At 60.7% G+C, this 24,287-nt stretch carries 24 protein-coding genes and 3 tRNA genes; 10 read left to right on the top strand and 17 right to left on the bottom strand.

The window, feature by feature from the left end; genetic code table 11:
- Window positions 1-18 precede the first annotated feature (18 nt).
- A tRNA-Gly gene (locus GFJ39_RS09515) sits at window positions 19-92 on the bottom strand.
- A 169-nt stretch (window positions 93-261) separates the two neighbouring features.
- Between GFJ39_RS09515 and GFJ39_RS09510 the strand changes: the two genes are divergently transcribed.
- The 3 genes from GFJ39_RS09510 to nusG all read left to right on the top strand — a co-directional run bounded on the left by GFJ39_RS09510 (window position 262) and on the right by nusG (window position 1,195).
- Window positions 262-338: transfer RNA gene (locus tag GFJ39_RS09510), tRNA-Trp, on the top strand.
- 62 nt (window positions 339-400) lie between these two features.
- Window positions 401-655: a preprotein translocase subunit SecE gene (gene secE, locus GFJ39_RS14075; RefSeq protein ID WP_228391883.1), complete on the top strand. Its 255-nt coding sequence runs from the start codon at window positions 401-403 to the stop codon at window positions 653-655.
- A 9-nt stretch (window positions 656-664) separates the two neighbouring features.
- On the top strand, window positions 665-1,195 hold the full coding sequence (gene nusG, locus GFJ39_RS09500) for a transcription termination/antitermination protein NusG (protein WP_153431104.1): 531 nt from the start codon (window positions 665-667) through the stop codon (window positions 1,193-1,195).
- Between the two features lie 77 nt (window positions 1,196-1,272).
- On the opposite strand, the gene GFJ39_RS09495 is transcribed toward nusG, so the two are convergent.
- From GFJ39_RS09495 to GFJ39_RS09475, 5 genes are all read right to left on the bottom strand, one after another.
- Complete coding sequence (locus GFJ39_RS09495) at window positions 1,273-1,890, bottom strand: PqiC family protein (protein ID WP_153431103.1); 618 nt, start codon at window positions 1,888-1,890, stop codon at window positions 1,273-1,275.
- Between the two features lie 3 nt (window positions 1,891-1,893).
- Entirely contained in the window at window positions 1,894-3,576 is a 1,683-nt protein-coding gene (locus tag GFJ39_RS09490; RefSeq protein ID WP_325062900.1) for a PqiB family protein, read from the bottom strand.
- A complete protein-coding gene (locus tag GFJ39_RS09485; protein ID WP_153431102.1) occupies window positions 3,573-5,057 on the bottom strand; it encodes a paraquat-inducible protein A in 1,485 nt (494 codons plus the stop codon). Before GFJ39_RS09485 ends, GFJ39_RS09490 begins: the two co-directional genes overlap by 4 nt.
- A gap of 251 nt (window positions 5,058-5,308) precedes the next feature.
- A tRNA-Thr gene (locus GFJ39_RS09480) sits at window positions 5,309-5,384 on the bottom strand.
- A 79-nt stretch (window positions 5,385-5,463) separates the two neighbouring features.
- A complete protein-coding gene (locus GFJ39_RS09475) occupies window positions 5,464-6,390 on the bottom strand; it encodes a 2-hydroxyacid dehydrogenase (RefSeq protein ID WP_153431101.1) in 927 nt (308 codons plus the stop codon).
- A gap of 156 nt (window positions 6,391-6,546) precedes the next feature.
- Between GFJ39_RS09475 and GFJ39_RS14070 the strand changes: the two genes are divergently transcribed.
- The 4 genes from GFJ39_RS14070 (at window position 6,547) to tnpC (ending at window position 9,377) form a co-directional block, all read left to right on the top strand.
- Window positions 6,547-6,717 (top strand): hypothetical protein, encoded by a 171-nt coding sequence (locus tag GFJ39_RS14070; protein WP_194285336.1) that lies wholly within the window; start codon window positions 6,547-6,549, stop codon window positions 6,715-6,717.
- A 62-nt stretch (window positions 6,718-6,779) separates the two neighbouring features.
- Window positions 6,780-7,439 (top strand): IS66 family insertion sequence element accessory protein TnpA, encoded by a 660-nt coding sequence (gene tnpA, locus GFJ39_RS09470; protein WP_153431100.1) that lies wholly within the window; start codon window positions 6,780-6,782, stop codon window positions 7,437-7,439.
- Entirely contained in the window at window positions 7,436-7,798 is a 363-nt protein-coding gene (gene tnpB, locus GFJ39_RS09465) for an IS66 family insertion sequence element accessory protein TnpB (protein ID WP_153431099.1), read from the top strand. Before tnpA ends, tnpB begins: the two co-directional genes overlap by 4 nt.
- Window positions 7,799-7,850: 52 nt before the next feature.
- A complete protein-coding gene (tnpC, locus tag GFJ39_RS09460) occupies window positions 7,851-9,377 on the top strand; it encodes an IS66 family transposase (protein WP_153431098.1) in 1,527 nt (508 codons plus the stop codon).
- 32 nt (window positions 9,378-9,409) lie between these two features.
- Here tnpC and GFJ39_RS09455 read toward each other — a convergent pair whose 3' ends face one another.
- The 3 genes from GFJ39_RS09455 to GFJ39_RS09445 form a co-directional block, all read right to left on the bottom strand.
- A complete protein-coding gene (locus GFJ39_RS09455) occupies window positions 9,410-9,955 on the bottom strand; it encodes a hypothetical protein (RefSeq protein ID WP_153431097.1) in 546 nt (181 codons plus the stop codon).
- Window positions 9,956-11,179: 1,224 nt separating this feature from the next.
- Complete coding sequence (locus GFJ39_RS09450; protein ID WP_153431096.1) at window positions 11,180-12,412, bottom strand: pyridoxal-phosphate-dependent aminotransferase family protein; 1,233 nt, start codon at window positions 12,410-12,412, stop codon at window positions 11,180-11,182.
- Window positions 12,409-13,644 carry an allantoate amidohydrolase gene (locus GFJ39_RS09445; protein WP_153431095.1) on the bottom strand — a complete coding sequence of 412 codons (1,236 nt, stop codon included), beginning with the start codon at window positions 13,642-13,644 and terminating at the stop codon, window positions 12,409-12,411. Before GFJ39_RS09445 ends, GFJ39_RS09450 begins: the two co-directional genes overlap by 4 nt.
- Before the next feature lie 115 nt (window positions 13,645-13,759).
- On the opposite strand from GFJ39_RS09445, the gene GFJ39_RS09440 reads away from it, so the two are divergent.
- Complete coding sequence (locus tag GFJ39_RS09440; RefSeq protein WP_228391882.1) at window positions 13,760-14,632, top strand: LysR family transcriptional regulator; 873 nt, start codon at window positions 13,760-13,762, stop codon at window positions 14,630-14,632.
- A 10-nt stretch (window positions 14,633-14,642) separates the two neighbouring features.
- Complete coding sequence (locus tag GFJ39_RS09435; RefSeq protein WP_228391881.1) at window positions 14,643-16,235, top strand: gamma-glutamyltransferase family protein; 1,593 nt, start codon at window positions 14,643-14,645, stop codon at window positions 16,233-16,235.
- A 45-nt stretch (window positions 16,236-16,280) separates the two neighbouring features.
- Here the strand turns inward: GFJ39_RS09435 and GFJ39_RS09430 are convergent, their stop codons facing one another.
- The 3 genes from GFJ39_RS09430 to GFJ39_RS09420 form a co-directional block, all read right to left on the bottom strand.
- Entirely contained in the window at window positions 16,281-17,615 is a 1,335-nt protein-coding gene (locus GFJ39_RS09430; protein ID WP_153431093.1) for an AtzE family amidohydrolase, read from the bottom strand.
- Window positions 17,612-17,791, bottom strand: coding sequence for a DUF4089 domain-containing protein (locus GFJ39_RS09425; protein WP_062456129.1), 180 nt, complete (start codon window positions 17,789-17,791; stop codon window positions 17,612-17,614). Before GFJ39_RS09425 ends, GFJ39_RS09430 begins: the two co-directional genes overlap by 4 nt.
- Before the next feature lie 87 nt (window positions 17,792-17,878).
- A complete protein-coding gene (locus GFJ39_RS09420; protein ID WP_228391880.1) occupies window positions 17,879-18,793 on the bottom strand; it encodes a GDP-mannose 4,6-dehydratase in 915 nt (304 codons plus the stop codon).
- Between the two features lie 304 nt (window positions 18,794-19,097).
- Between GFJ39_RS09420 and flgH the strand changes: the two genes are divergently transcribed.
- Window positions 19,098-19,859: a flagellar basal body L-ring protein FlgH gene (flgH, locus tag GFJ39_RS09415; RefSeq protein WP_153431092.1), complete on the top strand. Its 762-nt coding sequence runs from the start codon at window positions 19,098-19,100 to the stop codon at window positions 19,857-19,859.
- A 60-nt stretch (window positions 19,860-19,919) separates the two neighbouring features.
- Here the strand turns inward: flgH and GFJ39_RS09410 are convergent, their stop codons facing one another.
- The 5 genes from GFJ39_RS09410 to GFJ39_RS09390 form a co-directional block, all read right to left on the bottom strand.
- Window positions 19,920-21,161 (bottom strand): outer membrane protein assembly factor BamD, encoded by a 1,242-nt coding sequence (locus GFJ39_RS09410; RefSeq protein ID WP_325062899.1) that lies wholly within the window; start codon window positions 21,159-21,161, stop codon window positions 19,920-19,922.
- 3 nt (window positions 21,162-21,164) lie between these two features.
- Window positions 21,165-21,599 carry an ExbD/TolR family protein gene (locus tag GFJ39_RS09405; RefSeq protein ID WP_153431091.1) on the bottom strand — a complete coding sequence of 145 codons (435 nt, stop codon included), beginning with the start codon at window positions 21,597-21,599 and terminating at the stop codon, window positions 21,165-21,167.
- A 72-nt stretch (window positions 21,600-21,671) separates the two neighbouring features.
- Window positions 21,672-22,097 (bottom strand): ExbD/TolR family protein, encoded by a 426-nt coding sequence (locus GFJ39_RS09400; protein WP_153431090.1) that lies wholly within the window; start codon window positions 22,095-22,097, stop codon window positions 21,672-21,674.
- Window positions 22,098-22,101: 4 nt separating this feature from the next.
- Window positions 22,102-23,199: a MotA/TolQ/ExbB proton channel family protein gene (locus tag GFJ39_RS09395; protein ID WP_153431089.1), complete on the bottom strand. Its 1,098-nt coding sequence runs from the start codon at window positions 23,197-23,199 to the stop codon at window positions 22,102-22,104.
- A 137-nt stretch (window positions 23,200-23,336) separates the two neighbouring features.
- A complete protein-coding gene (locus tag GFJ39_RS09390) occupies window positions 23,337-24,005 on the bottom strand; it encodes an energy transducer TonB (protein WP_153431088.1) in 669 nt (222 codons plus the stop codon).
- Between the last annotated feature and the right edge of the window lie 282 nt (window positions 24,006-24,287).

Raw genomic sequence — 24,287 nt, 5'->3', positions numbered from 1 at the left:
ACCGATTTCATGGAACTCTGGAGCGGGCGAAGGGAATCGAACCCTCCTAAGAAGCTTGGAAGGCTACTGCATTACCACTATGCTACGCCCGCCCAGACGAGAGTGTCCTTACTCCATCTGCTCCAACGCCCGCAAGAGGGGAAAATCCAAAACGGAAATTCCACAACAAAGATGTTCATGCCTCTTGACTTTTAGTCCTGAACATTCTCTTTTGCGGCCACTGTCGCTGGCATGACGTTTCCAAACGTTCTGCCCGATGATAGGGGTGTAGCTCAATTGGCTAGAGCGCCGGTCTCCAAAACCGGAGGTTGAGAGTTCGAGACCCTCCGCCCCTGCCACTCCTTCTCGCCGGATGTCCTTCCCGACACCGGGAGCGGGATTTTCACTTGATTCGAGGACGATGGTGTCGGTCAGTACCCCGAAAAACGAGTCGCGGAAAACGGCGCCTCAAAAGAACGGATCCGGCTTCAATCTGGTCGCCTACGTCCGTGACGTCCGCGCCGAAGCGAAGCGCGTCACATGGCCGACCCGTCGCAACACCCTGATCACGTCAGGTGCCGTGCTGGTCATGGTTACCGTGACCTGCATCTTCTTCTTCATCGTGGACCAGGTGATCGGCCTCGGCGTCCGCGAACTTTTTGGCGTTGGAGGCTAGGTTCGCACCATGGCGAAGCGTTGGTACGTTGTGCACGTCTATTCCGGATTCGAGAAAAAGATCGCGAGTCACATTCAGGAACAGGCTGCACAGAAAGGCCTTTCCGACCATTTCGAACAGATTCTTGTTCCGTCTGAAGACGTGACGGAAATGCGCCGCGGCCGTAAGGTCAATGCAGAGCGCAAGTTCTTTCCGGGCTATGTCCTCGTCAAGATGGAGCTGACGGACGAGGCTTGGCATCTCGTCAAGGATACACCCAAGGTCACTGGCTTCCTTGGAACCCGCAACCGCCCCACCCCGATTACGGCAGCTGAAGCCGAGCGGATCATGAAGCAGGCCCAGGAAGGCGTCGAGCGCCCCCGTTCCAGCCTCTCCTTCGAGATTGGCGAGCAGGTCCGCGTGGCCGATGGTCCGTTCACGTCCTTCACCGGCATGATCGAGGATGTCGACGACGAGCGTCAGCGCCTCAAGGTCAGCGTCTCCATCTTCGGCCGCTCTACGCCGGTCGATCTGGACTTCACGCAGGTTGAAAAGCTCTAAGTCTTTTCAGATTCTGTTTCTTCCAACAAAAAAGGCTCCCTTCCGGGAGCCTTTTTTGTTGATGCCCCTGATGGTTCTCAATCCTTCAGGGGCACCGGCAGAACGCGCAGTTTTGCGGCTGCCTGATCCGCAATGCTGGCAACACCCTGACTGAGCGCTGCTGTCAGCTTTGCCGTACTGGACGAGACAGGCTCGGGCGACCGCCACACCACAGGCGTGGTCATCACGGGGCCGATCATCTTTTCGGCCGGATGAACGGACAGCATTCCCGTCACGAGTACATGTCCGGCCGAATCGGCTTCGAAATTGCGGATCGTCAGTTCAACATAGGCCGCAGGCGTCGTCGTAACCGCATCATCCTGCGCGAAAACAGTCGTACCTGGCAGGCGTTGGGCCAGATCGGTCATCAGCGTATGGCCCACCATATCGGGAAGCGCCTCACTCCAGCTGCTACCCGAAGCCAGCCTGGTCTGGTAATCCTCACTGGCCCTCACGATCGTATCGCGATCAAGCCGCGCACTCACAACCGGCGTCCGGACCTCGACCACGGCAGGGCCTCCCGCCTGGGACACACCCGGCAGAGGGGCCAGCGTATAGAGCGTCGGATCGCTGCTGCAGGCCGAGAGGAGACCCGTCAGCCCCAGAGCCCCCATCAGGGACAGAAAACGAAGGCGGGACGTCAAAGACTGTGTCATGGCTCAGTTCCTGCGGCCGGTGATGAGAGCGGAAGGGTGGTGATCCAGATAATCCGTGAGGAACCGCAGAGAGCGGGACATCTGAGTCAACTGGGTAATCATGCTCTGAAGGCTGCGGTGGAAATCCGTATCGCCACCATAAGCCCCCAGAACCGACTGGGCGTTCGCCAGCGTGCCCTGCAGACCTTTCATCAGCGCCGGAAGATTCTGGTTGGCGGTTTTCGTCAGCCTGCTCAGGTTCTGTAGCGAATCGCGCAGCGCCGCGAGGGACTGCGTGACTTCCGGACTGTTCAGGCGGCCATCCGCATGCGCCAGAAGATCGTTCACATGGCCACCGATTTCGGTCAGCGGCATTGCGGCGATCTTGTCGGTGATAGTGGAGACGGACTCCATGATTCCGTCCATTCCGCCAGCCTGACTGGGGAGAACAGCAACGTCGCCTTCATAAGTCAGAGTCGTGACAGGGGCGTTCTTGACGAATTGCAGGGCGATCATGGATTCGCCGGTCAGGAAGCTGGCGCTCTGAACCGAGGCCCGCATCCCGTCAGCCACAAAGGCCTGGAGATACTTCTCGACGGGCGGCTCCTTGCTGTTCTCGATCCGGTCATCCCAGTTGGACAGCATGCGCTCCGGCTCAAGCTCCATATCCACGCGGACACGGGGAAGTTTTGTGGGGCCTTCGAGAAGGAGACGGACATCCGTGACGCTGCCGATCTGCAAACCGAACATGGTAACCTGACTGCCGTTCGTAAGGCCCTTGACGGAGGAGTTGATGTAAGTCACGACGCGCAGGCGCTTGTGGTATCGCGCATTGTCGGCATCGGCTTCGCTTGCATAGAGTTTGAAAACGGAGTTGGCCGGCGCATCGGGCAGATCGATGTTGCGACGGCGCTCCGGCAGACCAAAGGCGATGCCGCCAGACAGCAGGGCCTGAAGCGATTTGAGCTGAACCTTCAGACCACCGGCGCCGAGACCGACCTGAACGCCGGAAACATTCCAGAACCGGCTGTCCGTGCGCAGGTAGTGGTCATAGGGCTCCTTGACGAAAGCCTGGATGACGATGGGTCCCTTTCCGCCCGGCGGCATCGTGTAACCCAGCACCTCACCCACCTGAAGGTCGCGGAAAAAGACCGGCGACCCCGGACCAAGCGAGCCCAGCGACGGAGACACCAGCCAGAACGTCTCGCCTGGCTGGTCCGAACGGACACCCGGCGGCGATTCGAGACCTTTGAAGGACTTCTGATAGTGGCCGTCATCGCTTCCCGGATCCAGGGCGATATAGGCACCTGAGAACAGTGTATCGAGGCCGGTGATGCTGGCGCCGTTGATCCGCGGGCGTACGACCCAGAACCGGGTATGGTCGGTCAGGATATGCGCGCTGTTGGCGTTCATCTGCACTGTGACGTCAACATGTTTCATGTCGTCACTCAGCGTGATGTCCTGCACCGTACCCAGCGTCACAGCCTTGTTCTTCACCTGCGTCTGGCCCGGAGTCAGGCCATCCGCCGTTTCAAACGTAATGGTGATGACGGGACCACGCGTGGCAAAATGCTCCCACGCCAGCCATCCGGCGATGAGGATGGCCACCACCGGAATCAGCAGAATGAGGGAGAAGCGGGTGCGGCGCACCGGGGCTTCCTTCGGCGAGACCGTTGGCTCCCCCCGGTTGTTTCGGGAATCGCTCACGCGCGTCCAGGCTCCATGTCAGTAGGGTCAGAAGAAGGCAGGTGCGGAACAGGATCGGACGGAGACGGCGTCTCCGGCTCCCTGGTGTCCGCTGCAGCGCCTGCGACCGCGCCGTTGAGGCCGGCTGCATCCCACATGCCGCGGGGATCGAAAAGCTCTGCGGCGAAAATGGTCAGGATCACGACCAGCGCAAAGCAGACCATCCCCGGATCGGCCGTGACATTGGCCAGAAAGCCGAAATGCACGACGGCGACGAGGATGGAAATCATGAAGACGTCGATCATGGACCAGCGGCCGATGATCACGACAAGACGATAGAGTTTCGCCAGATGCCGAAGTTGCCAGCGGGCCCCGAGGCGTGTGCTGATGATCATGATCGTCAGGGCGACGATCTTGAGAACAGGCACGGTGATGCTGGCGAACAGAACCAGCAGGGACAGCGGAATCATTCCCGCCTGCCACAGTTCAATCACGCCGCTAATGATGGTGCTGGGCGCTCCATGGCCGACCTTGGTGTAAGTCATGACCGGCAGCAGGTTGGCCGGCAGGTAAAACACGACACCGGCCACGAGAAGACACGTGGCCGAGGCAAGACTCTGCGGCTTGCGGCGATGCAGGATCTGCCCGCAGCGGGGGCAGTCGCCCATGTCCTGTTCCTGCGGCACGGTATGGTCGAACGCCAGGACCAGATTGCAGGCATGGCAGGACAGCATGTTCTCCACAGGGGGAATGACACCGTTGCGGGCGTCCAGATGGGCGACATCCAGCAGATGGCCCTGATGATCGTCGAGCTGGGGACGGATGTCGCGGCTGCGCCAGATCCGTTCGGCGTCAAAGGTCGAATCCACGGCGGCCATACTCAGCATCAGCCCGCCCAGAAGATAAACGCCGGGCTGAAGGATCACGAGGGCGAGGTCCACGAGCTTGGTGTAGGCCACCAGAACGCCGAGGACATACACCTCCACCATCGACCAGCCCCGGAGGCGGTCGTACCAGGTGAGAAGACGCGGGGCCCAGTCAGGCATCTGGGGGCGGGAAACACCGTAAAGAATGGCCGCCATCAGACCGATGATGACTCCGGGCATGAGGATCGTCACCAGGGCGACGAGAACGCCGATCGCCCCATATCCCTGATGGCCGAGTTCGATCGGGCCGCTCATCAGCGAAACCGTGTTTTCACGCCCGTAGACGTTCAGCGTCATGAGAGAGCTGATGAGGAGCGTGACATAGAGCGCGGCGGATGTAATGCAGAAGGCGGCCGGGGCACCGATCAGGGACGTCCTGCGACGGCGGGCAAGCTGGCAGCCGCAGCGCAGACATTCGGCGAGATGGCCGGGCTTCAGACGCGGGACATGCTGGAAAAGGCCGCAGGTCGGGCATTCACGCAGACCTTCCACCGCATGAATGGATGCGTGGGGTTCCTGACTGCGGGAAAAGCTGACGGCGTTGCGCCACAGCCGTTTATGAAAACGGTCAGACATCGGGCTCCTAACCTAACGCAGGGAGCCGTCTTTTGACAGTCCACCCTCTTCGGGCAGCCCTCCGCATCGGGATATCAGAACTCATCGTAGTCCCATCGCAGGCGGATTGCCCAGAGGAAGCCGGTTTTATCGGCAATATTTTGAAAAATTGTGAAGACCGGAAAATCTGCCCTGAAAATCAGACATCAGGGATCCTTTTCCTGCCTGACAGGCGGAAAATATTTCTGATCCGGATTTTTGGAAGACCTTGATGGTGCCGGTGAAGAGATTCGAACTCCCGACCCCATCATTACGAATGACGTGCTCTACCAGCTGAGCTACACCGGCGCACCCATCAAGGTGGGCGCGTTCTAACCGAGCCCTTGAGGCTTGGCAAGCCGGAAAATGCACAAACCGCGTCGGGATCTCAATAGCCGCGTCCGGTATCAATCACGCCCGTCATGGGTTCGCCGGCTTCATAACGTCGCAGATTGGCCAGAACGGCCTCGGCTGCGGTATCCGACTGGGCAGCGCTGGCGATATGCGGGGTCAGGACAATGCGCGGATGATCCCAGAACGGATGTTCGGGAGGAAGCGGCTCGGGTGTCACGACGTCGAGGACGGCCTGTGAAAGCTGGCCACTGTCGAGGGCGGAAATCAGATCGTCCTGCACCAGATGACCGCCGCGGCCACAGTTGATGAGGCAGGCACCTTTGGGCAGTTTTTCAAACAGGCTGTGATTGAGAATGCCGCGCGTGGCATCCGTCAGCGGGACGAGGCAGACCAGAATGTCGGTCTCCGACAGAAAGGCATCCAGCTCCCCGGCCCCGGCAAAGGACTTTACGCCCGGAACCTCACGGCGGCTGCGGCTCCAGCCCCGGCACTCGTAGCCGAAGGAGACGAGCTTCTCCAGAACCGGACTGCCCAGCTCTCCCACCCCCATGAGGCCGACGCGGTAGAGTTTCGCCGGACGGTTATGCGAGCCATCCCAGACATGTTCGCGCTGCTGGCGGGCGTAGCGGAACATGTCGCGATGGAAAGAGAACACGGCCCACAGGACATATTCAATCATGCCCTCTACCAGACTGCTCTCCACCATGCGGATGATCTGCACGCCTTGTGGCACATTGGCGAGGTTGAGCTGGTCGATCCCCGCGCCCAGCGAAAACAGGATCTCAAGATTGGGAAAAAGCGTGGCGAGATCGTCCGGTGTCTTCCAGGCCGCGAGATAGCGGACATCCTCTTTCGGGCCGGTTTCCGGCCAGACATGGAACGGGATGTCAGGACGGGCCTTCGCGAATTTCTCCCTCCAGACCTTTGCGCGTTCGGGCGTGTGATGGAAGACAATCGACATTCTGCGTGCTCTCCAGCCGGAAATATATGCGGGAATGCTCGCGCCACGGGGAGTTCGGATCAACCCCGCACACCCGTTTGTGTATGGCGGACTATCGGGAACATATGCCGGGTTCGGGCGTAGAGGGGGCTGGATCTCTTGCAGGAGGGCAGGATCATGCCTCGTGGAGACAAGTCAGCCTATACGGACAAGCAGAAGCGTCAGGCGGAGCATATCGAGGAAGGCTACGAAAAGCGTGGCGTCCCGGAAAAGGAAGCCGAACGCCGGGCCTGGGCCACCGTCAACAAGGAAGACGGTGGCGGGAAGAAAGTAAGCGTCCGGAGATGACACGCTGCGATCCTGCGTGAGGTGTGCCTTTATCGCGCCTTCACTACGGGTATTGGAATGTCATGATTAATCGGGAGGAGGTTTGGCGAGACCGGCTTGTCCTGTTCGCTGAGAGCGGGCTGACGCAGACTGCTTTCTGCAGCCGCCATGGTCTCAGCGCCAAAGCTCTTCGTCTCTGGGCGCGCCGCCTTGGTTTTGTCTGGCCGCCACCGAGCAAGGTGTCGATCCCGGACGGGACATCAGGAAAACGGGCTAAGGAATTCTCTGGCTCGTCCAGGACGGATCTTGCGATCCCCGTTGGAGAGCTGAAAAATCTTCTGGCGGTCCGGGTGCGTAAGACATGGACGCCCGAGGAGAGCTTGGCGCTTCTGGTCGATGCCCGGCAATCAGGGATGTCGCTGGATCGCTATGCCAAAATGAACGGTCTGACACCCAGTGTGCTGTATCGCTGGCAGAAGCAGTTCGCAGATCAAATTGCAGAATGTCCGGCTGATCCCCTGGCACGTCAGCCAAAATTTGCCTCAGTTAAAATAGACGACACCCCCTCCGCGCCACAACAGTCACCCCAAACACAAGCCTTCCCGCTTGTCTCCAAAGACAGGCAAAACCCCGGAGCGCCCATTGAGATTGTACTGCGCAACGGGCGTATCCTGCGGGTTACTCCTCCGATCGACTTTGACGTGATGACCCGGCTGGCAGATGCGCTCGAGGCTGCGGCATGATCAGCCTGCCACCTCATGTCCGGGTTCATGTGGCCCTGGGCTACACCGATCTGCGCAAAGGGATCGACGGGTTGTCGGTGCTGGTGCAGGAGACGCTGCGGGCCGATCCATTCAGCGGGCATGTTTTTGTGTTTCGCGGCCGAAAGGCCGGACTGATCAAGCTGTTGTATCACGATGGCAACGGCATGTGCCTATACGTCAAGCGCCTCGATCAGGGGATCTTTACATGGCCGGTCACGCAGGCCAGCCCCGGAGAACCGGCGACGGTTCTGCTCACCCCAGCCCGATTGTCGATGCTTCTGGAAGGGTTGGACTGGCGGGCACAGGCCCCCGCGCGGCGTATGCTGATGGCAGGGTAAAACGCGCCGATTTTTCTTGTACAAAACCGCAGAAAACTGGCATTTTATAGACATGCGGATTGCCCTCGACAGCCTGCCATTTGATCCAATCACCCTGCAGACCATGGTGCGGGATCTGGCAGGCGCAGTCGATGAGAGACAGATCGAGATTGACCGCTTGCGGCAGATGATCCGGGAGTTCCAGCGCGCCAGGTTCGGTCGTCGTGCCGAGACACTCGAACCCGACCAGCTCCTGTTGACGCTGGAGGCCAACGCTGACCAACCGCCCCCTATAACGCCAATCTCCACGACACTACCGGACATCAGCGGCACAGCGCCGACCGTCAAACCACCGCATCGCAAACACCTGTCTGAGCACCTACCCCGTACAGACGTGACAATCCTGCCTGACGTGACAGCCTGTCCGTCCCGCGGTGGTGTACTGCGCGACGCAGGCACGACTACCAGTGAAATGCTGGACTGGGTTCCGGCCTCGGTGCGGGTCGTGCGGATCAACCGGCCCAAATGCGCGTGTCGCGCCTGCGGCACGCTGCATCAGGCTCCAGCGCCTGAGCGCATTGCCGAAGGGTGTCTCGCCACTCCGGGCCTGATCGCGCATGTGCTGACCAGCCGCTATTGCGATCATTTGCCGCTGTATCGCCAAAGCCAGATGTTGGCCCGTCACGGTGTCACTCTCGCGCGTTCCACGCTGGCCGATTGGGTCAAGGCCGCCGCCTGGTGGCTGGCCCCGCTGCGCGACCAGCTGATGAACCATGTCTGTGCCGCAGAACGGGTTTTCGCGGACGACACCTCACTCCCCATCCTTGATCCGGGACGCGGACGCACCCGAACTGGACGGCTCTGGGCCTACGCGCGCGACGACCGTTCCTTTGGTGGTACGGCCCCACCCGCCGTGGTGTTTTATGCGACACCAGATCGCACGGCCTCCTGGCCTGCCCGTCATTTGCAGACCTATCGCGGCGTTCTGCAAGTCGACGGTTATGCCGGGTTTGAGCAGCTGACACAGGACGGAAAAATCCATCTGGCGGCCTGCTGGGCACACACGCGCCGTAAGTTTTATGAGTTGCACCAGACGGGATCACCAATGGCCACCGAGGCTTTGATGCAGATCCGGTCTCTGTATGAGATTGAGGCATCCGTTCGGGGGCTGCCGCCTGATCAACGCAAAACGCTTCGGGAGGAACACAGTCGACCGCGTGTTGAGGCGCTGGAACTCTGGCTCCGACAAAAACTGGCTCTGCTGCCCTCTCGCGCCAGACTGGCAGAAGTGATCCGTTATGCATTGAACCGCTGGGACGATCTCGCGCGCTTTGTCGGGGACGGGCGCATAGATCTCGACACCAATCCGGTGGAACGGGCTATTCGACCCGTCACGCTCGGCCGTAAGAATGCTTTGTTCGCGGGTAGCGAAGGCGGCGCCAACCGATGGGCCATCGTGGCATCCCTGATCGAAACCGCCAAGCTCAATGGAATCGAGCCTTTTTCCTGGCTGCGTGACGTGTTGACGCGCATGATTGACGGGCATCCAGCCGCACGCATCAGCGAACTGCTCCCGTTCCCTCAAAACGCCAACGGCTGATTTGGGGAAAAACAGAATGCTTGGTTTGCGACTCAATGACTTGAAAGAAGATGTTTTTGTTGATCCGGGGGCGACTCATGATGCCACTGGGTTATGGCGGCTTGATACTCGCGAGACTCACGCAATCTCGGCAAATAGGTGATCGGTCGGCGGCTCGACATGGGAAAGGTCATACCGTTGAAGCTGCCTCTCATCGAGCAGTAGTATGGCTTGCAGGTCTCGTCGTCATCAAGCCGTAGCCTGTCACCCAGCTTACGGATTGCGAGCACGCATGATTTTGATAGCGGTAACTGCAGAGCTGGCTTGTAGACGAGCGACGCGCCATCCCATTGAGCAATACCCGAGATGTCACATTTATGGCCGTTAAAGAACCACAATGAAATTCGGATATAAGCGTCATGCGGCGAAAGAGGAACGATCTCGGCTACGTCATCACTATAATTTTGGTTCCTATATATATCGCTATTTTTGAAATGGACATTATAGCGGCCCCCGATCACACTTATATCGTCGGCGCGTGCCGCAACGGCGACTGCGCCCAGAAATGCCAGAAAATAAAAGACATGTCTTGTGTGCATAACGATCTAGCCTCGACGTTTCACCCTGTAGCTCCGGCGTTTAACTTAAAAAAACAGTCAATACGGTATGATGATTACGGAGACGCCCCTAGCCTCCATGCGCACGTTGAAGGATGCAAGAAAATATTAGAATTGCATGAGGACGCGTATCTGCAACGGTACAAAAAATCGATATAATTTTAGTAGACATATAGCAAATCACTGAGTTTTTACGTCCGATTACGGAGTGACGTGCCGGTCGTTGAAATGACCAGAAAGAGGGCGAGAGCAGTAGCAACCAAGTAGGCTTTTGACGTGATCAAAATAGAAATCTTTTGGCCCGATTTTTTTCTGGTGTGGCAGATGTCGTTACGTGAGGACTAGGCAATGGCTTATTGTGTGAGTGTCTTCTGCTCCGCGATTTTCTTCATAGTATTCCGAGGACTGATTGCTGATCGCCATCGGTTCCATGCTGACCATATGGTGATGTGGCTCGGTCTAACGGCCTTGTTCACATTACTGTTCGCAGTAGGTGCCATTTTGCCGTTCACTGTAATCCGCTGGTGCACTGCAAAAGCGACGCGACATACCCTTCTCTTCTATACAGGAGGTGGGGCGATGACCGGTTTGACGGTAGGATCACTACTTGGGCCGATGATGCCTGATCTTGCTACAACAGCCATACCGACAGCCGGTTTTTGGTCCAGCTATCTGGAGGCGTCCCAGAGCAGCGGACTGTTATTTTTCCTCACAGGTGCAATCGGTGGCCTCGCTTATGCAATTCTCGCGCGGCCAGAAAGGCGGGCATCAAGCTTGCTGGACCGAACTTAATAAGTGGCGCACGGCAAACGCCAATGAATCAGATAATCAGGCAAGATCGAGATTATGCGGCTTGTCCGGGAGTTTTCTTGGACGCTCGTCTTCCTTAGCCAGGCTGAATGACAAATCTGCTGCTTGGGCTCCTCGGTGACATCCCACGCCCACCATCCAGCAAGACCAAAACTCGCGGCGTAATCAACTTCCTTTTCCGCGCGCCTTGCAAGGGCGTCGGCTGTCGTCATGCCGAGTACTTTCATGGGAAAGCCAGCCAGCCGCGCTGTGTCGCGCAGTACGAACGCTCCTTCGTTCGTCAGGAATGAGGGCGTAAGCAGCCGTCAATCGTGCAATTCTCGGACGCTTACGGAAGAAAAGCGGTTCGGGCCGGAAGAACCATCCGAAGGAATAGGTTTCCGGCCCGAAGACCGATCAGGCCGCGTCCCAGGCAGCACGGGCGGCATCCACGCCCGCGCCACGGTTGAGAGTCACGCCCTCGCCGGCCAGCACGGAGTCGAGGGCGGCGAGCGTCAGCAGGACCTTGTCCTTGCGGGCGTTGATGCCCATCGCCCCGATGCGCCAGATCTTGCCGGTCAGCGGCCCGAAGGACGAGACGATCTCGATCCCGAAATCGTCGCGCATGAGCTGACGGATGCGGGCATTGTCCACGCCTTCCGGCACCCAGACGCCCGTGACATTGCTCATGCGCGTGGCATCGTCGCCGTAAACCTTCAGGCCCATGGCGCGCAGGCCGGCGACCATGGCGCGCCCTGCCCGCACATGACGGGCAACGCGGGCCTCCACACCCTCTTCCACGACCAGACGCGCCGTTTCGCGGGCGGCGTAGAGCATGGATGTGGCTTCGGTATGATGGTTCATCCGCGCCGGAGACCAGTAATTCATCAGCATCGCCAGGTCGAAATAGTTCGACTGGATAACCGGGCCGTCGCCCTGAACCTGACCGGTGGCAATGCCAGCTTCGTCATGGCGACGCTTGAGAATGGCGGCAACGGCACGGTCTGACAGCGTAATGGGTGCCGAACCCGGAGGGCCGTTCAGGCATTTCTGAAGCCCGGCCGTGGCGACGTCGATGTTCCAGGCATCGGTCTCGAACGTCATGCCGCCGAGGGTCGCGGTGGCGTCCACATAGAACAGCACGTCATGTTTGCGGCAGATCCGGCCGATCTCTTCGAGCGGCTGGGCCGTCGTGGTGGACGTGTCACCATGCACACAGGCGACCAGACCGGGCTTGTGCTCGATAATGGCGGCTTCGATGCGGGCCGGATCGACAACCTCCCCCCACTCCACATCCACCGTGCACGGAACGCCACCGCAGCGATGGACGATTTCCGTCAGCAGCAGCCCAAAGCGGCCAAAGCGCGGAATGACGACCTTCATGCCCGGCGAGACCAGCGACACCAGAGCCGCTTCAATGGCAGACCGGGCCGAGCCGTTCACCAGTAGCGTCCAGTGGTTCTTCGTGCGGAAGACCTCGCGGTACAGGGCCATGACCTCGTCCATATAGGCGGTCATTTCCGGGTCCATCTGGCCGATCACGTCATAGGACATGGCACGCAGGATGCGCGGGTGGACATTGGTCGGTCCCGCCCCCATCAGCAGACGGGACGGCAGATCGAGCTGGGCGAAAGCTGCGGGCTGACTCATGACTGGAACTCCTTGACGAAGGCGAGCAGGGCGCGATGGGCAAGCTCGACATCTCCCACACGGACTGTTTCATCGGGATGATGGCTCAGGCCACCGGGACTGCGGATGAACAGCATCCCCATCGGACACAGATCGACCATGGCCATGGCGTCATGACCGGCGCCACTTAGAAGGCGCTGGGCCGGACAACCGGTGACGTTCGTGACGGCGCGGGCCAGCCGCTCCACCAGTTCGGGCGCACAGGCGGCGGCAGGCAGATTCTGGGGTGTGTCGAACATGATCCCCAGACCGCGCCGACCCGCTATGGCACGCAGATCGATGCGGATCGCCTCGGCCATGGCATCGCGGGCCTCGTTGGTTTCGGCCCGCATATCGAGCGAAAAGCGGACTTCGCCGGGAATGACATTCGACGTATTCGGAGTAACGTCGATCTGACCAACCGTAGCGACCTGCGTCGTGCCGCCTGAGGCACCATGACGTTCGACTGCAAGAATCATTTCGGCCGACGCCGCAAGAGCATCCTGACGCATACTCATGGGAGTCGTGCCCGCATGGTCGGACTGGCCGGTGACCGTCACGCGCTGCCGGGTCTGGGCGGCGATGGCCGTGACGACGCCGATTTCACCATCCGCGCTTTCAATGGCGGGCCCCTGCTCGATATGGGGTTCGATATAGGCAAGCAGTTCATCGGGGCGACGCGCAGCTTCGGTCAGACGGGCGGGATCGAGGCCGTAGCGGATCATGGCGTCGGCCATGGTTATCCCGGATGCATCGGTCATGTTTTCAGGGATGGACTCGATCAGCCCGGCCATGGCGCGGGAACAGATCATGGGAGCCGCAAAACGCGAGCCTTCCTCGTCTCCGAAGCCCATGACTTCGATGGCGAATGGCAGGCGCGTGCCTTCGTCATTCAGAGCGGCGACCAGTTCGATCCCCAGCATAACCCCCAGATTCCCGTCAAAGGCCCCGCCATTGCGAACCGTATCGAGATGGGAGCCGATCATCAGCGCCGGAGCGCCACGCGTCAGACCCTCATAGCGTCCGATCAGGCTCCCGGCCGCGTCCAGACGGGTGGTCAGACCGGCTTCTTCCATCCATTCCGCGACCTGTGTGAGGGTACGCTGATAGGCGGGACCAAGCCAGAAACGGAACAGACTGCCCGATGTCTCGCTGAACGGGACATCCGCGAGAATACGGCACCGCTCGACGGCGCGGGCTCCGTGGGCTGTCATGGGGGCTCCTGTCCAGGGGGATGTGTTAAGGAAGGGAAACTTTGCTCTCATAACGGAGTCAGATCAAGTTGACCTGCCAATAAATATGGTCCCACATATCGGGATGAAAGATCAGATGCATCTCGATCCGTTCCATCTGCAATCCTTTCTCGCGGTCGCGGAAACGCTGCACTTCACATCCGCCGCGCAGAGCCAGGGAGTCAGCCAGTCCACCATCAGCCAGCATGTCAGCCGGCTGGAGGAGCAGCTTGGCGCGCGCCTTCTGGCCCGAAGCACCAAAAGCGTTCGACTGACCGAGGATGGCATGGCGCTCATCGGTCTGGCGAGACAGCTTCTCCAGTGCGAGGACAGCATCCTGTCCCGCTTCCGGCAGGATGCGCCGCGTGGGACGATCCGTCTGGGTGTAACGGAAGACCTGCTCCTGACACGCTTTCCCGAGATCCTCGGGACCTTCCGCGCCTCCCATCCGCTCCTTCAGATCACGATGACGGTCGGGCTCTCGGCCTGTCTGGCGCGTCTTCTGGAACAGGGTGAACTGGACGTCTGGTGCGGCATGCGACGCACGACGGAGACCCGAGGGCAGAAGCTCTGGACCGAAGACATGCGCTGGTACGCTCCGGCCGACGCGGATTTTCCCGCAGACCAGTCCATCCCGCTCGTGACCTTCCCCGATGGCAGCGTCACGCGGCGGCTGGCCATCGAAACGCTCAACCGGTCCGGCCGCGCATGGCATCTGGCCTTTACCAGCGGCAGTCTTGGCGCCCTGCTGGCTGCCGTGCGCGCGGGATATGGCGTAACTCCGCAACCTGCCTTTCTGCGCAATATGGAACACCTGTCACACTGCACGCCCGGCCTGCTGCCCGAAATGCCTCAGGTGGAATTCATTGCCTCCACCCGTCACCAGACCGCTCAGGGGCCGGAAGCCCTGCTGGTCCGCACACTCTGCCTCCATATTCCCCGACTGCAACCCGATCACCTGCCACTGTGAGGCTCCTGCCATGCTGACACCCAACGCCCTTGGCGGCATGGTGACGTGCCCGCACCATCTTGCAAGCCAGGCCGGGCTGGATGTCCTGCGCGACGGTGGAACGGCGATCGAGGCCATTGTCGCCACGGCCTCCACGCTGGCCGTCGTCTACCCCCACATGACGGGTCTGGGGGGGGATGCGTTCTGGCTGATCTGCCATCCGGACGGACGGACCATCGCCATAGACGCCTGCGGGGCGCTGGCGATGGGAGCAGAGCACGCGCTCTATGCCGAGGCCGGACACACCACCATTCCCTGGCGCGGCGGTCTCGCGGCCAATACGGTGGCGGGAACGGTGTCCGGCTGGGAAGCCGCTCTGGGCCTGAGCGCCGAACTCCGCGAGCCCCTGCCGCTGGACCGCCTGCTGCGTGATGCCATCCATTATGCGGAACACGGGCGGGTCGTCTCCGAAAGCGAGGGAGCACTTCTTGCACAGAAACAGCCGGAACTGATGTCGGATCCGACGCTGGCGCGGATCTGCTTTCCCGACGGCAAACCATGGACAGCGGGCAGTATCCGCAAATCGCCTGAACTGGCCCGGACGCTGAAAATGCTAACCCGGGACGGGTTGCGAAGTTTCTATAACGGGCCGCTGGCGCGCGGTCTGGCCGCCGATCTTGCCGCCGCAGGCAGTCCGGTCCGGTCTCTGGATCTTCTGGCACATCGGGCGGAGATCAAGGAACCGCTGCATGTGCAGACCAGCGATGGCTTCCTTTACAATACCGCCCCGCCCACGCAGGGCGTGGCCTCACTGCTCATTCTGGCCCTGTCGGATCACCTGAGCCGTACGGACGGGCCGGAGAGCTTTGCGCATGTGCATGGTCTGGTCGAAGCGACCAAACAGGCGTTCCTCTATCGCAACCGCCATACGGATGGCAGCGAACACTCCGAGACACTCGCCCGGGAACTGCTGGCCAATCCGGCACGGCTGGAAACGATGGCGTCCCGCATCTCCATGACCCACGCCATGCCCTGGACAGAGCAGACACAGTGGGGCGACACGACCTGGATGGGTGCGATCGACCGCAATGGCGTCGCAGTCAGCATGATCCAGAGCCTCTATTTCGAGTTCGGCTCCGGCGTGATGCTGCCACAGAGCGGACTGTTCTGGCAAAACCGCGGATCATCCTTCCGGCTGGCCCATTCCGGCTGGAACATCCTGCGTCCCGGCGCCAAGCCGTTCCATACGCTCAACCCCGCTGCCGCCCGGCTGCGGGATGGCCGCACGATGGTCTATGGCACCATGGGCGGCGAAGGCCAGCCCCAGACACAGGCCGCGATCTTCAGCCGTCACGTCCGCTATGGCGTGCCACTTCAGGAGGCCATCTGCCGTCCGCGCTGGCTGCTCGGGCGCACCTGGGGAGACGAGAGCCTGTCGCTCAAGGTAGAGCCGGGATTCAGTCCGAATGTCATGTCGCGGCTTGAGGCAGCCGGGCATACGGTCGAGGCGCTTGACGGGCGATCCATCATCATGGGCCATGCCGGTGCGCTGATCCGCCACGAAAACGGTCGGCTTGAAGGTGCCACCGATCCTCGCAGTGACGGGGCCGTTGCCGCGTGGTGAAAGCGCCTCGACCACACGAAAATGGCCGAGGCGCTGGGGTGCTAATCAGATCAGACGGGCTTCGGCCAGTCCGGCCGCTTCCAGCTTTTCCGCCAAAGCAAAGAGCTGGTCCTCCCGCCCCGGACGCGCGATCAACTGCGCACCGAGGGGCAGGCCCGGAACCTTCATCGGGGCCGTCAGGACCGGGAAACCCGCAAGCGTCAAGGGCTGGGTGTAAAGGCCCAGATTGGCACGGGCAGAGACCATTTTGCCGCCGATTTCGATTTCCGGCTGATCGAAACGCGGCGCCTCGCCGACAAGCGCCGGAGCCAGCAGGATGTCCGTCTTCGCAAAAGCCTCGTGCATGCGGTCGCGGAACCAGTTCCGCAGACGATGGGCCTGAAAGATCAGCGTTGACGGCAGGAGCGCACCGGCCAGAAGCCGATCCCGGACAGCGGGATCATAGTCCGCGGCCTGCGCGCGCAGGCGTTTGAGATGCTGCCCCGCCCCTTCGGAAGCGCTGATGACGAAAGCCGCAGCCCGCGCCCGCGCTACTTCCGGAAGTTCGACAACATCCGTGGCTCCCAGCGCCATGGAAAGCCTATCGATCGCGGTCTGCATCGGCGCAGACATGTTCTCTCCGAACCATCCGCCAAGACGGGCAATGCGCAGACTGCCCACATCCACATCCGCCAGCGATCTGGCGCAGAGGGCTTCAAAACAGGCTTTCAGGCCGCCTGCACTGTCGGCGAACGGCCCAACCGTATCGAGGCTCGGGACGAAGGGATAACTGCCTTCAACCGACAGACGCCCCTGCGTCGCCCGCAGACCCCAGATCCCGCAAAGCGATGCCGGAACGCGGATGGAGCCGTTCGTGTCAGACCCAAGACCGAGGGAAAACATCCGCGCCGCCACCCCCGCCGCCGAACCGCCTGATGATCCGCCGGCCAGACGCTCGGGAACATGCGGATTGCGGGTATTGCCGTAATGGGCATTGATCGTGGCGAACCCGTAGGCAAACTCGTCCATGTTCGTCAGCGCAATGGGAATGGCCCCGGCCGCGATCATGTGAGCAACAAGTGTTGCATCCTGCGTGGCTGGTAGATCATTGGCGAGAACCTTCGAGCCAGCCGTCGTAATTTCCCCACGGACATCAAACAGGTCCTTGATGCCAAAGGGCACCCCGGCGAGCGGCCCCGGATCCTGACCCTGTAGCACCAGCCGGTCCACGCGCTCGGCAGCTTCCAGCGCACGATGCATCAGCAGGCGCGTGACGCAGTTATAGTCTTTGTCCCGCGCCTCGATATCGGCCAGGGTCTTTACGGTCAGGTCGCGGGCGGAAATCTCGCCTTTGCGTACACTGGCCGCAAGCCCGAGGGTGCGCTGCTGAAGGCCGCTCATGGTTCGTACCGGAAGGCAGGTTCGAGGCGATCTGGCAGGTCCAGCCCTTCGATCAGCGCGCCGTAGCTGCGCAAAAGCTCAAGATTGCTCCGCACGCCGGCGTGAAATTCGGCAGGAATGGTCAGGCCATTCGCACGGGCGAGCACCGTGATTTCGGTATCATGAGGGTCTGTCACTATACGCACTCCGGTTGCCGGTTCTGCGGAAAGAATGACAACGCGCTCAGGCGCTGTCCAGCATCTGACGATCTCGAGAGCAGAACCTTATGGTCTGATCCGGTAACGCCAGTCATTGAGAACCGTGACCAGGGTCTCATGCCACGGAATACGCGGCGCCCAGCCCAGTGCCTGACGGGCGGCAGCCGGATTACCCCGCATGGATGGCAGACCGGACGGACAGGGGATGGTGGAATCGACCTTCAGGGATGCGGAAATCCCGGCGACTTCCAGCAGATCACGCGCCATGGACCGCACGCTCCGGGTCACGCCGGAACAGATGTTCAGAACCGTTCCGTTCGGCAGAGGCCGGGGAAGTGCGAGCGCATCGATATAGGCGTCACAGGCATCGCGAACGTCGGTGATGTCAAAACCGGCATCCGGATGACCCACGGTCATGGCCGGGGGCTGCTGTCCTGCCTCGATCCGGGCGACCTGAGCCGCAAGAAACGGCAGAATGGCTTCTTCATCCTGTGCCGTTCCAGCCTGAGTGAAGGAACGCAGACGCAGGCCATGCAGCCCTTCCTGACTCAGATTTCCGATCGCCAGATCCGCCGCGGCCTTGCTTGACGCATAGGAACTGACTGGCGCGATCAGGGCGGACTCGTCGAGAGGCTGGCCCGAGGCAAAACTGGCGCCATAGATCTCGGCCGTCGAAACGAACACGAAACTGGCCTGAGGAGCGTGGGTCTCGAAGGTTTCGGCCAGAATGAGCGTTCCATCGAGATTGACGGTCCAGGCCTCAGCATTTTCCGCTTTCTCACGGGCAACCGAAGACACGGCGGCCAGATGCAGGCAGGCATCGGGCTTTTCGTCTTTCACGAACCGCTCGACGGCGGCACGGTCCCGGATATCCATCGGATCTTCGAGCAGGACATGACCGGGAATGCGATCTTTCAGACGCGCCTTGAAATGCTGCCCGACGAAGCCCTGGCCGCCAGTCAGCAGAATCCGCAGCCCCATGTCAGGAGCGGAATGCGGAGGAACTATCCGCGGTGAAAGAAGCTGAAACGATCGGCATGGGGCATTCTCCAGACAGGATGGGCCCGGGCCATCAGGAACATCGGCCCACGCCATGCTGTTTTCGGCCACATCCTCCGACAGGGCAAGGGTCAGGCGGGAACCGTCACGCTCAAACAGCCTTCCCGCCAGATGCAGGCGAAGTCCGAGTCTTTTCAGTGGACTGGAATGATGACGTCTTAACAGGTTTTTTACCGTTGTCGTGTTTGCTTGGGATCATACGGAACTGACGGATCTCAACTTTCCCATGCGGTACGCTTTTCGACATTCTGTTCGCACTCTGGCTGTTCGCACTCTGGGGCTGCTCGGCCTTTTGCCGGTCCTGTCAGGCTGCAATTCCCTCGCGCAGATGTCGGAGATCGGGCGGCCTCCCCGCATGACATCCATTACCGATCCCACGCTGGCCAATTCCTACCGGCCCGTCACCATGCCGATGCCGCCACTTCAGCCCCCCCCCGACGAGGCCGCGAGCCTCTGGCGCTCGGGCAGCAAGGCGTTCTTCAAGGATCAGCGGGCATCGCAGGTGGGTGATCTGGTCACGATCATCGTGGATATCACCGACAACGCCGCCTTCAACAACGGCACGACTGCCGACCGGACCGCTGACGAGAAATTCGGGATTCCCAATCTGTTCGGGATCAAAGGCAAGGTCATCAGCGCCATCACCGGAGCAGACAGCCTGAGCACCGCCAGCAGCAGCGATTCCGGCGCAACCGGCAAGATTACCCGCAACGAGACCGTGACCCTGCGTCTGGCAGGAACGATCACCCAGGTGCTGCCCAACGGCAATTTCGTCGTAATGGGAAAGCAGGAAGTGCGGGTGAACAGCGAGTTGCGTGAACTGGGAGTCAGCGGCATCGTCCGACCACAGGATATCACGGCCGATAATACCGTAACGCATGACCGGATGGCGGAAGCACGGATTTCCTACGGAGGTCGCGGAACCCTCACGCAGCTTCAGACACCCCGTTATGGCCAGCAGGTCATGGACGCGATCCTGCCGTTCTGAATACATAAAAAAAGCCGGGGCGGAACCCCGGCTTTTTTATACTTCTCCAAGACGAAAATCTTACTTTGCAGGACGCGACAGTAGCAGCGACCAGAGTTCAGCAACGTCCTTGGCCGGGCCATTGCCCTGCACGGAAGCAAAGGTCTTGATGGCTTCGGCCTTCTGGCCACCATCCATCTGGGCCATTCCGTATTCGACCTGAGCCAGATCCGGATAATGCGGCTTCTTGCCCAGACCTGTCTTCATCAGAGCCAGACCGGCATCAACCTGTCCGTTCAGCACCTGATTATAACCAGCGGTCAGAGCGGGACCTGCGTTCGGAGCAGAAGCAGCCTGCGTAACGGCAGAGGCCAGCTGGCTCCGGTTTGTTGCAGCCTGCTGGGCCACAAAGGCGTGGAACTTCGCGTCAGTGGCTGCGGTCGGACCATTGCCGAGCGAGTGATTGGCATAGCCCTGATTCAGCAGATTAAGCGCCAACTGAGGCAGACCCATCTGAACTGCGCGCTCGCCCATATCCTGATAATCGGACGGATCCTTGAGCACACCGGTCGCCAGACGTAGACGCTCGACGTAGAAAACGAGCGGTGGCGAAAGATTCGGGTTGGCCACCAGATCATGGATCAGCATCGACCAGTAGTCAGGCTTGGAATAATACTTGGCCAGCAGCACATAGGCATGCGTCTTGGCATCCGCGTCCTTCAGGTTCGTATAGGCCGTGGCCAGCATCTGAAGCTGGTTCTCAGGCGGAATCCTGCCAGCCTTGATCGTGGCGTCCACCTGCTCCTGCGCAGCCTTGGCCGTGCCTTTCCAGTCCTGCTGCAGGTAGTAGCACTGGATCAGCATCGTCTGCATGCGCGGATCGGCGCCGTATTCCTTCAGATAACGCTCGGTCGCCGGAATCGCCCGGGCATACTGCTTGGCGCTGTAGGCCATCGTGGCCTGCGCCATCAGCATCTGCCCCTTGGCGGCCTTCGGCGTACGGGAGCTGTTGATCAGGACATCATAGGCCTTGATGGCAGCATCCGTGTTGCCGGACTGCGCGGCGATGGCCGCACGCATCTGGGCCGTGGTATAGGCTTCGTAATCAGTCTTGCCCTTGACCGCGTCCGCGGCGTCGACGGCTGCCATCGCCTTGGCGTAGTTCTTGGATGCCAGGGCGCTCTGGGCCTGCTGCAGATCCTTGCCCACGGCCTGACCGAGGACATCGTCAGCATGAGCAGAGCCGGCAAGAGCGGCGATACCGAAAACACCGGCCAGCAGGAGATTACGGGCGCTCAGACGGCGGTAAAGGGACAAAGACACGAATTACTGTCCTTCCATGAACTGATCCAGACCGACAATTCCCAGCTTGGTCATGCCGAGACGCTGCGCATCTGCCATAACATGGGCCACCGTCTTGTAATCGGCAAGACGATCGGGATGGATATGCATTTCAGGCTGGTCCGGCATTGCTGCGGCAGCTTCGAAATGGGCCTGAAGAGCGGCCTCGGACGTGATCGGCTCGTTGTTCCAGGAAATGCTGTTGTCGTAGCCGATGCTGACGGTCACGAGCTTGGGTTGTACGGTCGACGGGGGAGGATTGCCCTGAGGCAGATCGATCGCCACCGAGTGTGTCTGAAGCGGGATGGTGATGATCAGCATGATCAGCAGCACCAGCATCACGTCGATCAACGGCGTGGTGTTGATATCGACAATGCCTTCGTCTTCGTGCGTGCTGTCAGATCCGACGCTCATGCCCATGACGGCGGTTCTCCAAAAGGGTGACGTAAAAGCAGGGACGGGCCGCCTTGATGAAAACGACCCGACACGACCTCAGTTCGAGTGAGGCTGCTCGGTAATGAAGTCCACGTGGGCGATGCCAGCTTCCTGACAGGTCGCGACCACCTGGCCGACTGCCAGATACTTGGCAGCCTGATCACCGCGGATCTGGATCTGCGGCTGGGGCTTCTGCTTTGCCGCCTCGACGAGACGGTTCAGCAGATCAGTGTGGTTCGCAATCGGCGTCGTGTCCCAGAACACCTGCCCGTTCGAGTTCACTGCCAGAACGATGTTGCCCTTCCTGGTCTGGGTAGGCGTATTCGCATCGACCGGCAGCTTGACCTTCACCGTATGCGTGGCGACGGGGATGGTGATCAGAAAGATGATCAGCAGCACCAGCATGACGTCGACGAGGGGGGTGGTGTTGATTGCCGACACCACCTCGTCGTCACCGCCGCCTCCTCCGACGTTCATTCCCATAGGATCAGATCCGCTCGCTGGTGGTGATTGTGGTCGGAACAGCCATGCTGCCCTGTTCCGGACTGACGCCGTGACGGAAGCCGCCGATCAGGACGGACTGGATGTCAGCCGCGAAGTTGCGGACACGATCCATGGCACCCTTGTTGCGGCGAACGAGCAGGTTGTAACCCAGCACGGCCGGAACAGCAGTGGCAAGACCGATGGCTGTCATGATGAGGGACTCACCAACCGGACCGGCAACCTTGTCGATGGACGCCTGGCCGGAGATGCCGATGGCCGTCAGGGCGTGATAGATACCCCAGACCGTACCGAACAGACCGACGAACGGTGACGTGGAGCCCACCGTACCAAGGAAAGCGAGGCCGCCCTGCATACGGGTGTTGATGGTGTCGACCGAGCGGGAGATGGACATTTCGGTCCAGGACGGCAGATCGATCGAGTCACGCATGGAGCCTTCGTGATGCTCTGCGGCCACGATCCCCGTCTCGGCAATGTAACGGAACGGAGAAGAGGGCTTCAGGGCAGCGGCACCGTCATGAACGGACGGCTTGGTCCAGAACTCGCGGGCAGCTTCCTTGGAGGCTGCGAACAGACGGCCCTGCTCCAGGAACTTCATGACCATGATGATCCAGGTACCAGCGGACATGATGACCATGATGATCAGGACGCCACGGGCAATCGCGTCACCATTGGCCCACAGGGCGCCAAGGCCGTACGGGTTGCCCTGCGGAGCAGGAGCTTCCGGCGTTGCGGTTGCGCTCTCACCCGGCGTTGCGGCCGCGGCGGGAGATTCATCGGCCGGAGCCGTTGCCGGAGCTGCGCTGTCGGAAGGAGCGCCTCCTGCCGGAGCACCGGCATCGTTGGGTGCAGCAGGCGGCGCGCCAGCCGGATCAGCAGTGGTCGCCGGAGCTGCCGGGTTGGAAGAGGGATCCACCGGCGCCGCTGCGGGAGCACTCTGGTCGGCCGGAGCCGGCTGGGCGAAAGCGACGGCCGGTGCGACCGCACCGGAAGCCAGGGCCAGCGTCAGAGCCAGTGCGCTGGCCCGGACGGCACGCGCCTTCGTCGGAACGGCAAGGGCAGGAAGGCGGAACAGTCTGGTCATGAACTCCATATCCTCGTTAGAGATGCCCGTTTTCGGAGCTTTCTGGGTTGTCGGCCATATGGAGACCGGCCCTTTTCTGAGCCCTGCCAGGCCTGGAGAACCTGACAGGGCAATTCTGTTTGACGGCAATCGAAAGATCAGTCGTCGCCCATCGTGAAGTCGATGTGCAGCACGTGATGATGCTCTGTTACCGGAGCGCCGTTCACGACCGCGGGCTGGTAACGGGCCCGACGAAGGAAGTCGAGCGCACTTTCCACGAACTCGTGGCCACCGCTTGAATTCACAATGGTGCAGTTCGCCGTCTTGCCTGTCGGAAGAATGTCACACGATGCGGTCACATGACCCTCGCGATTTTCTTCCATGGCTTCGTCCGGATAGACTGCCTGTGCGCCGTTGATCGGTCGTGCGCCCGCCGAATGGTCGGGAACTGCCTCAGCCGGCGGACCCTGCGGCGGAGCCGGAACGGGCTCTGGCGACGGAGTCGGGCTGGGCGGCACCGGATGCGGCGGCTTGGCATGCGTGACCCGCTGGATCGCCTTCGGCGGCGGCGGAACGCTGATCTTCGGCGGCGGAATATACGGCGGTGGCGGCTGTTCCATCTGCGGCGGCGGCGGCGGCGGTGGCGGCGGCGGTGGTTTAGGCTGTTCCTTGATGACCTCCGTCTTGATAGGCGGCTTTTCCTGGACCAGCTTGCTCACGGCACCGCTCATGAGCGCATAGATCACGGCGCCCATAGCCAGCACGGCCACGATGATCGCGACAATGTAGTCTGTCGGCTTGCGCTGCTGTGCGGCGTAGCTCTTCATGTCGAAACCTTCTTACCCCTCACTGACACCGGCGTTGATCCACATCTGCCGGGTGCGGTGCCCCCGATTTCTGTGTTTCCATCAGGTTCCCTCACCGCAGACCCATAAAATGCGTCACATGCTTTGAGAACATACCCGATATGCTGATTGGGCAGTCTAACCTCCATGCTGTCAAGCGGGTGATTGCTTTTATCGAAACGATTTTTTCATATTGTCGACATATTCTGCGCTTTGTGGGCCAGAGGGACAAACAAAAATATCCTCTGAAATCCTTGCAACGCA

Origin of the sequence: Gluconobacter aidae, from assembly GCF_009547075.1 — a bacterium.
Lineage (GTDB): Bacteria > Pseudomonadota > Alphaproteobacteria > Acetobacterales > Acetobacteraceae > Gluconobacter > Gluconobacter aidae.
Note: the sequence above shows the minus strand (reverse complement) of the source record. Positions and strands in the feature narration are given on the sequence as shown.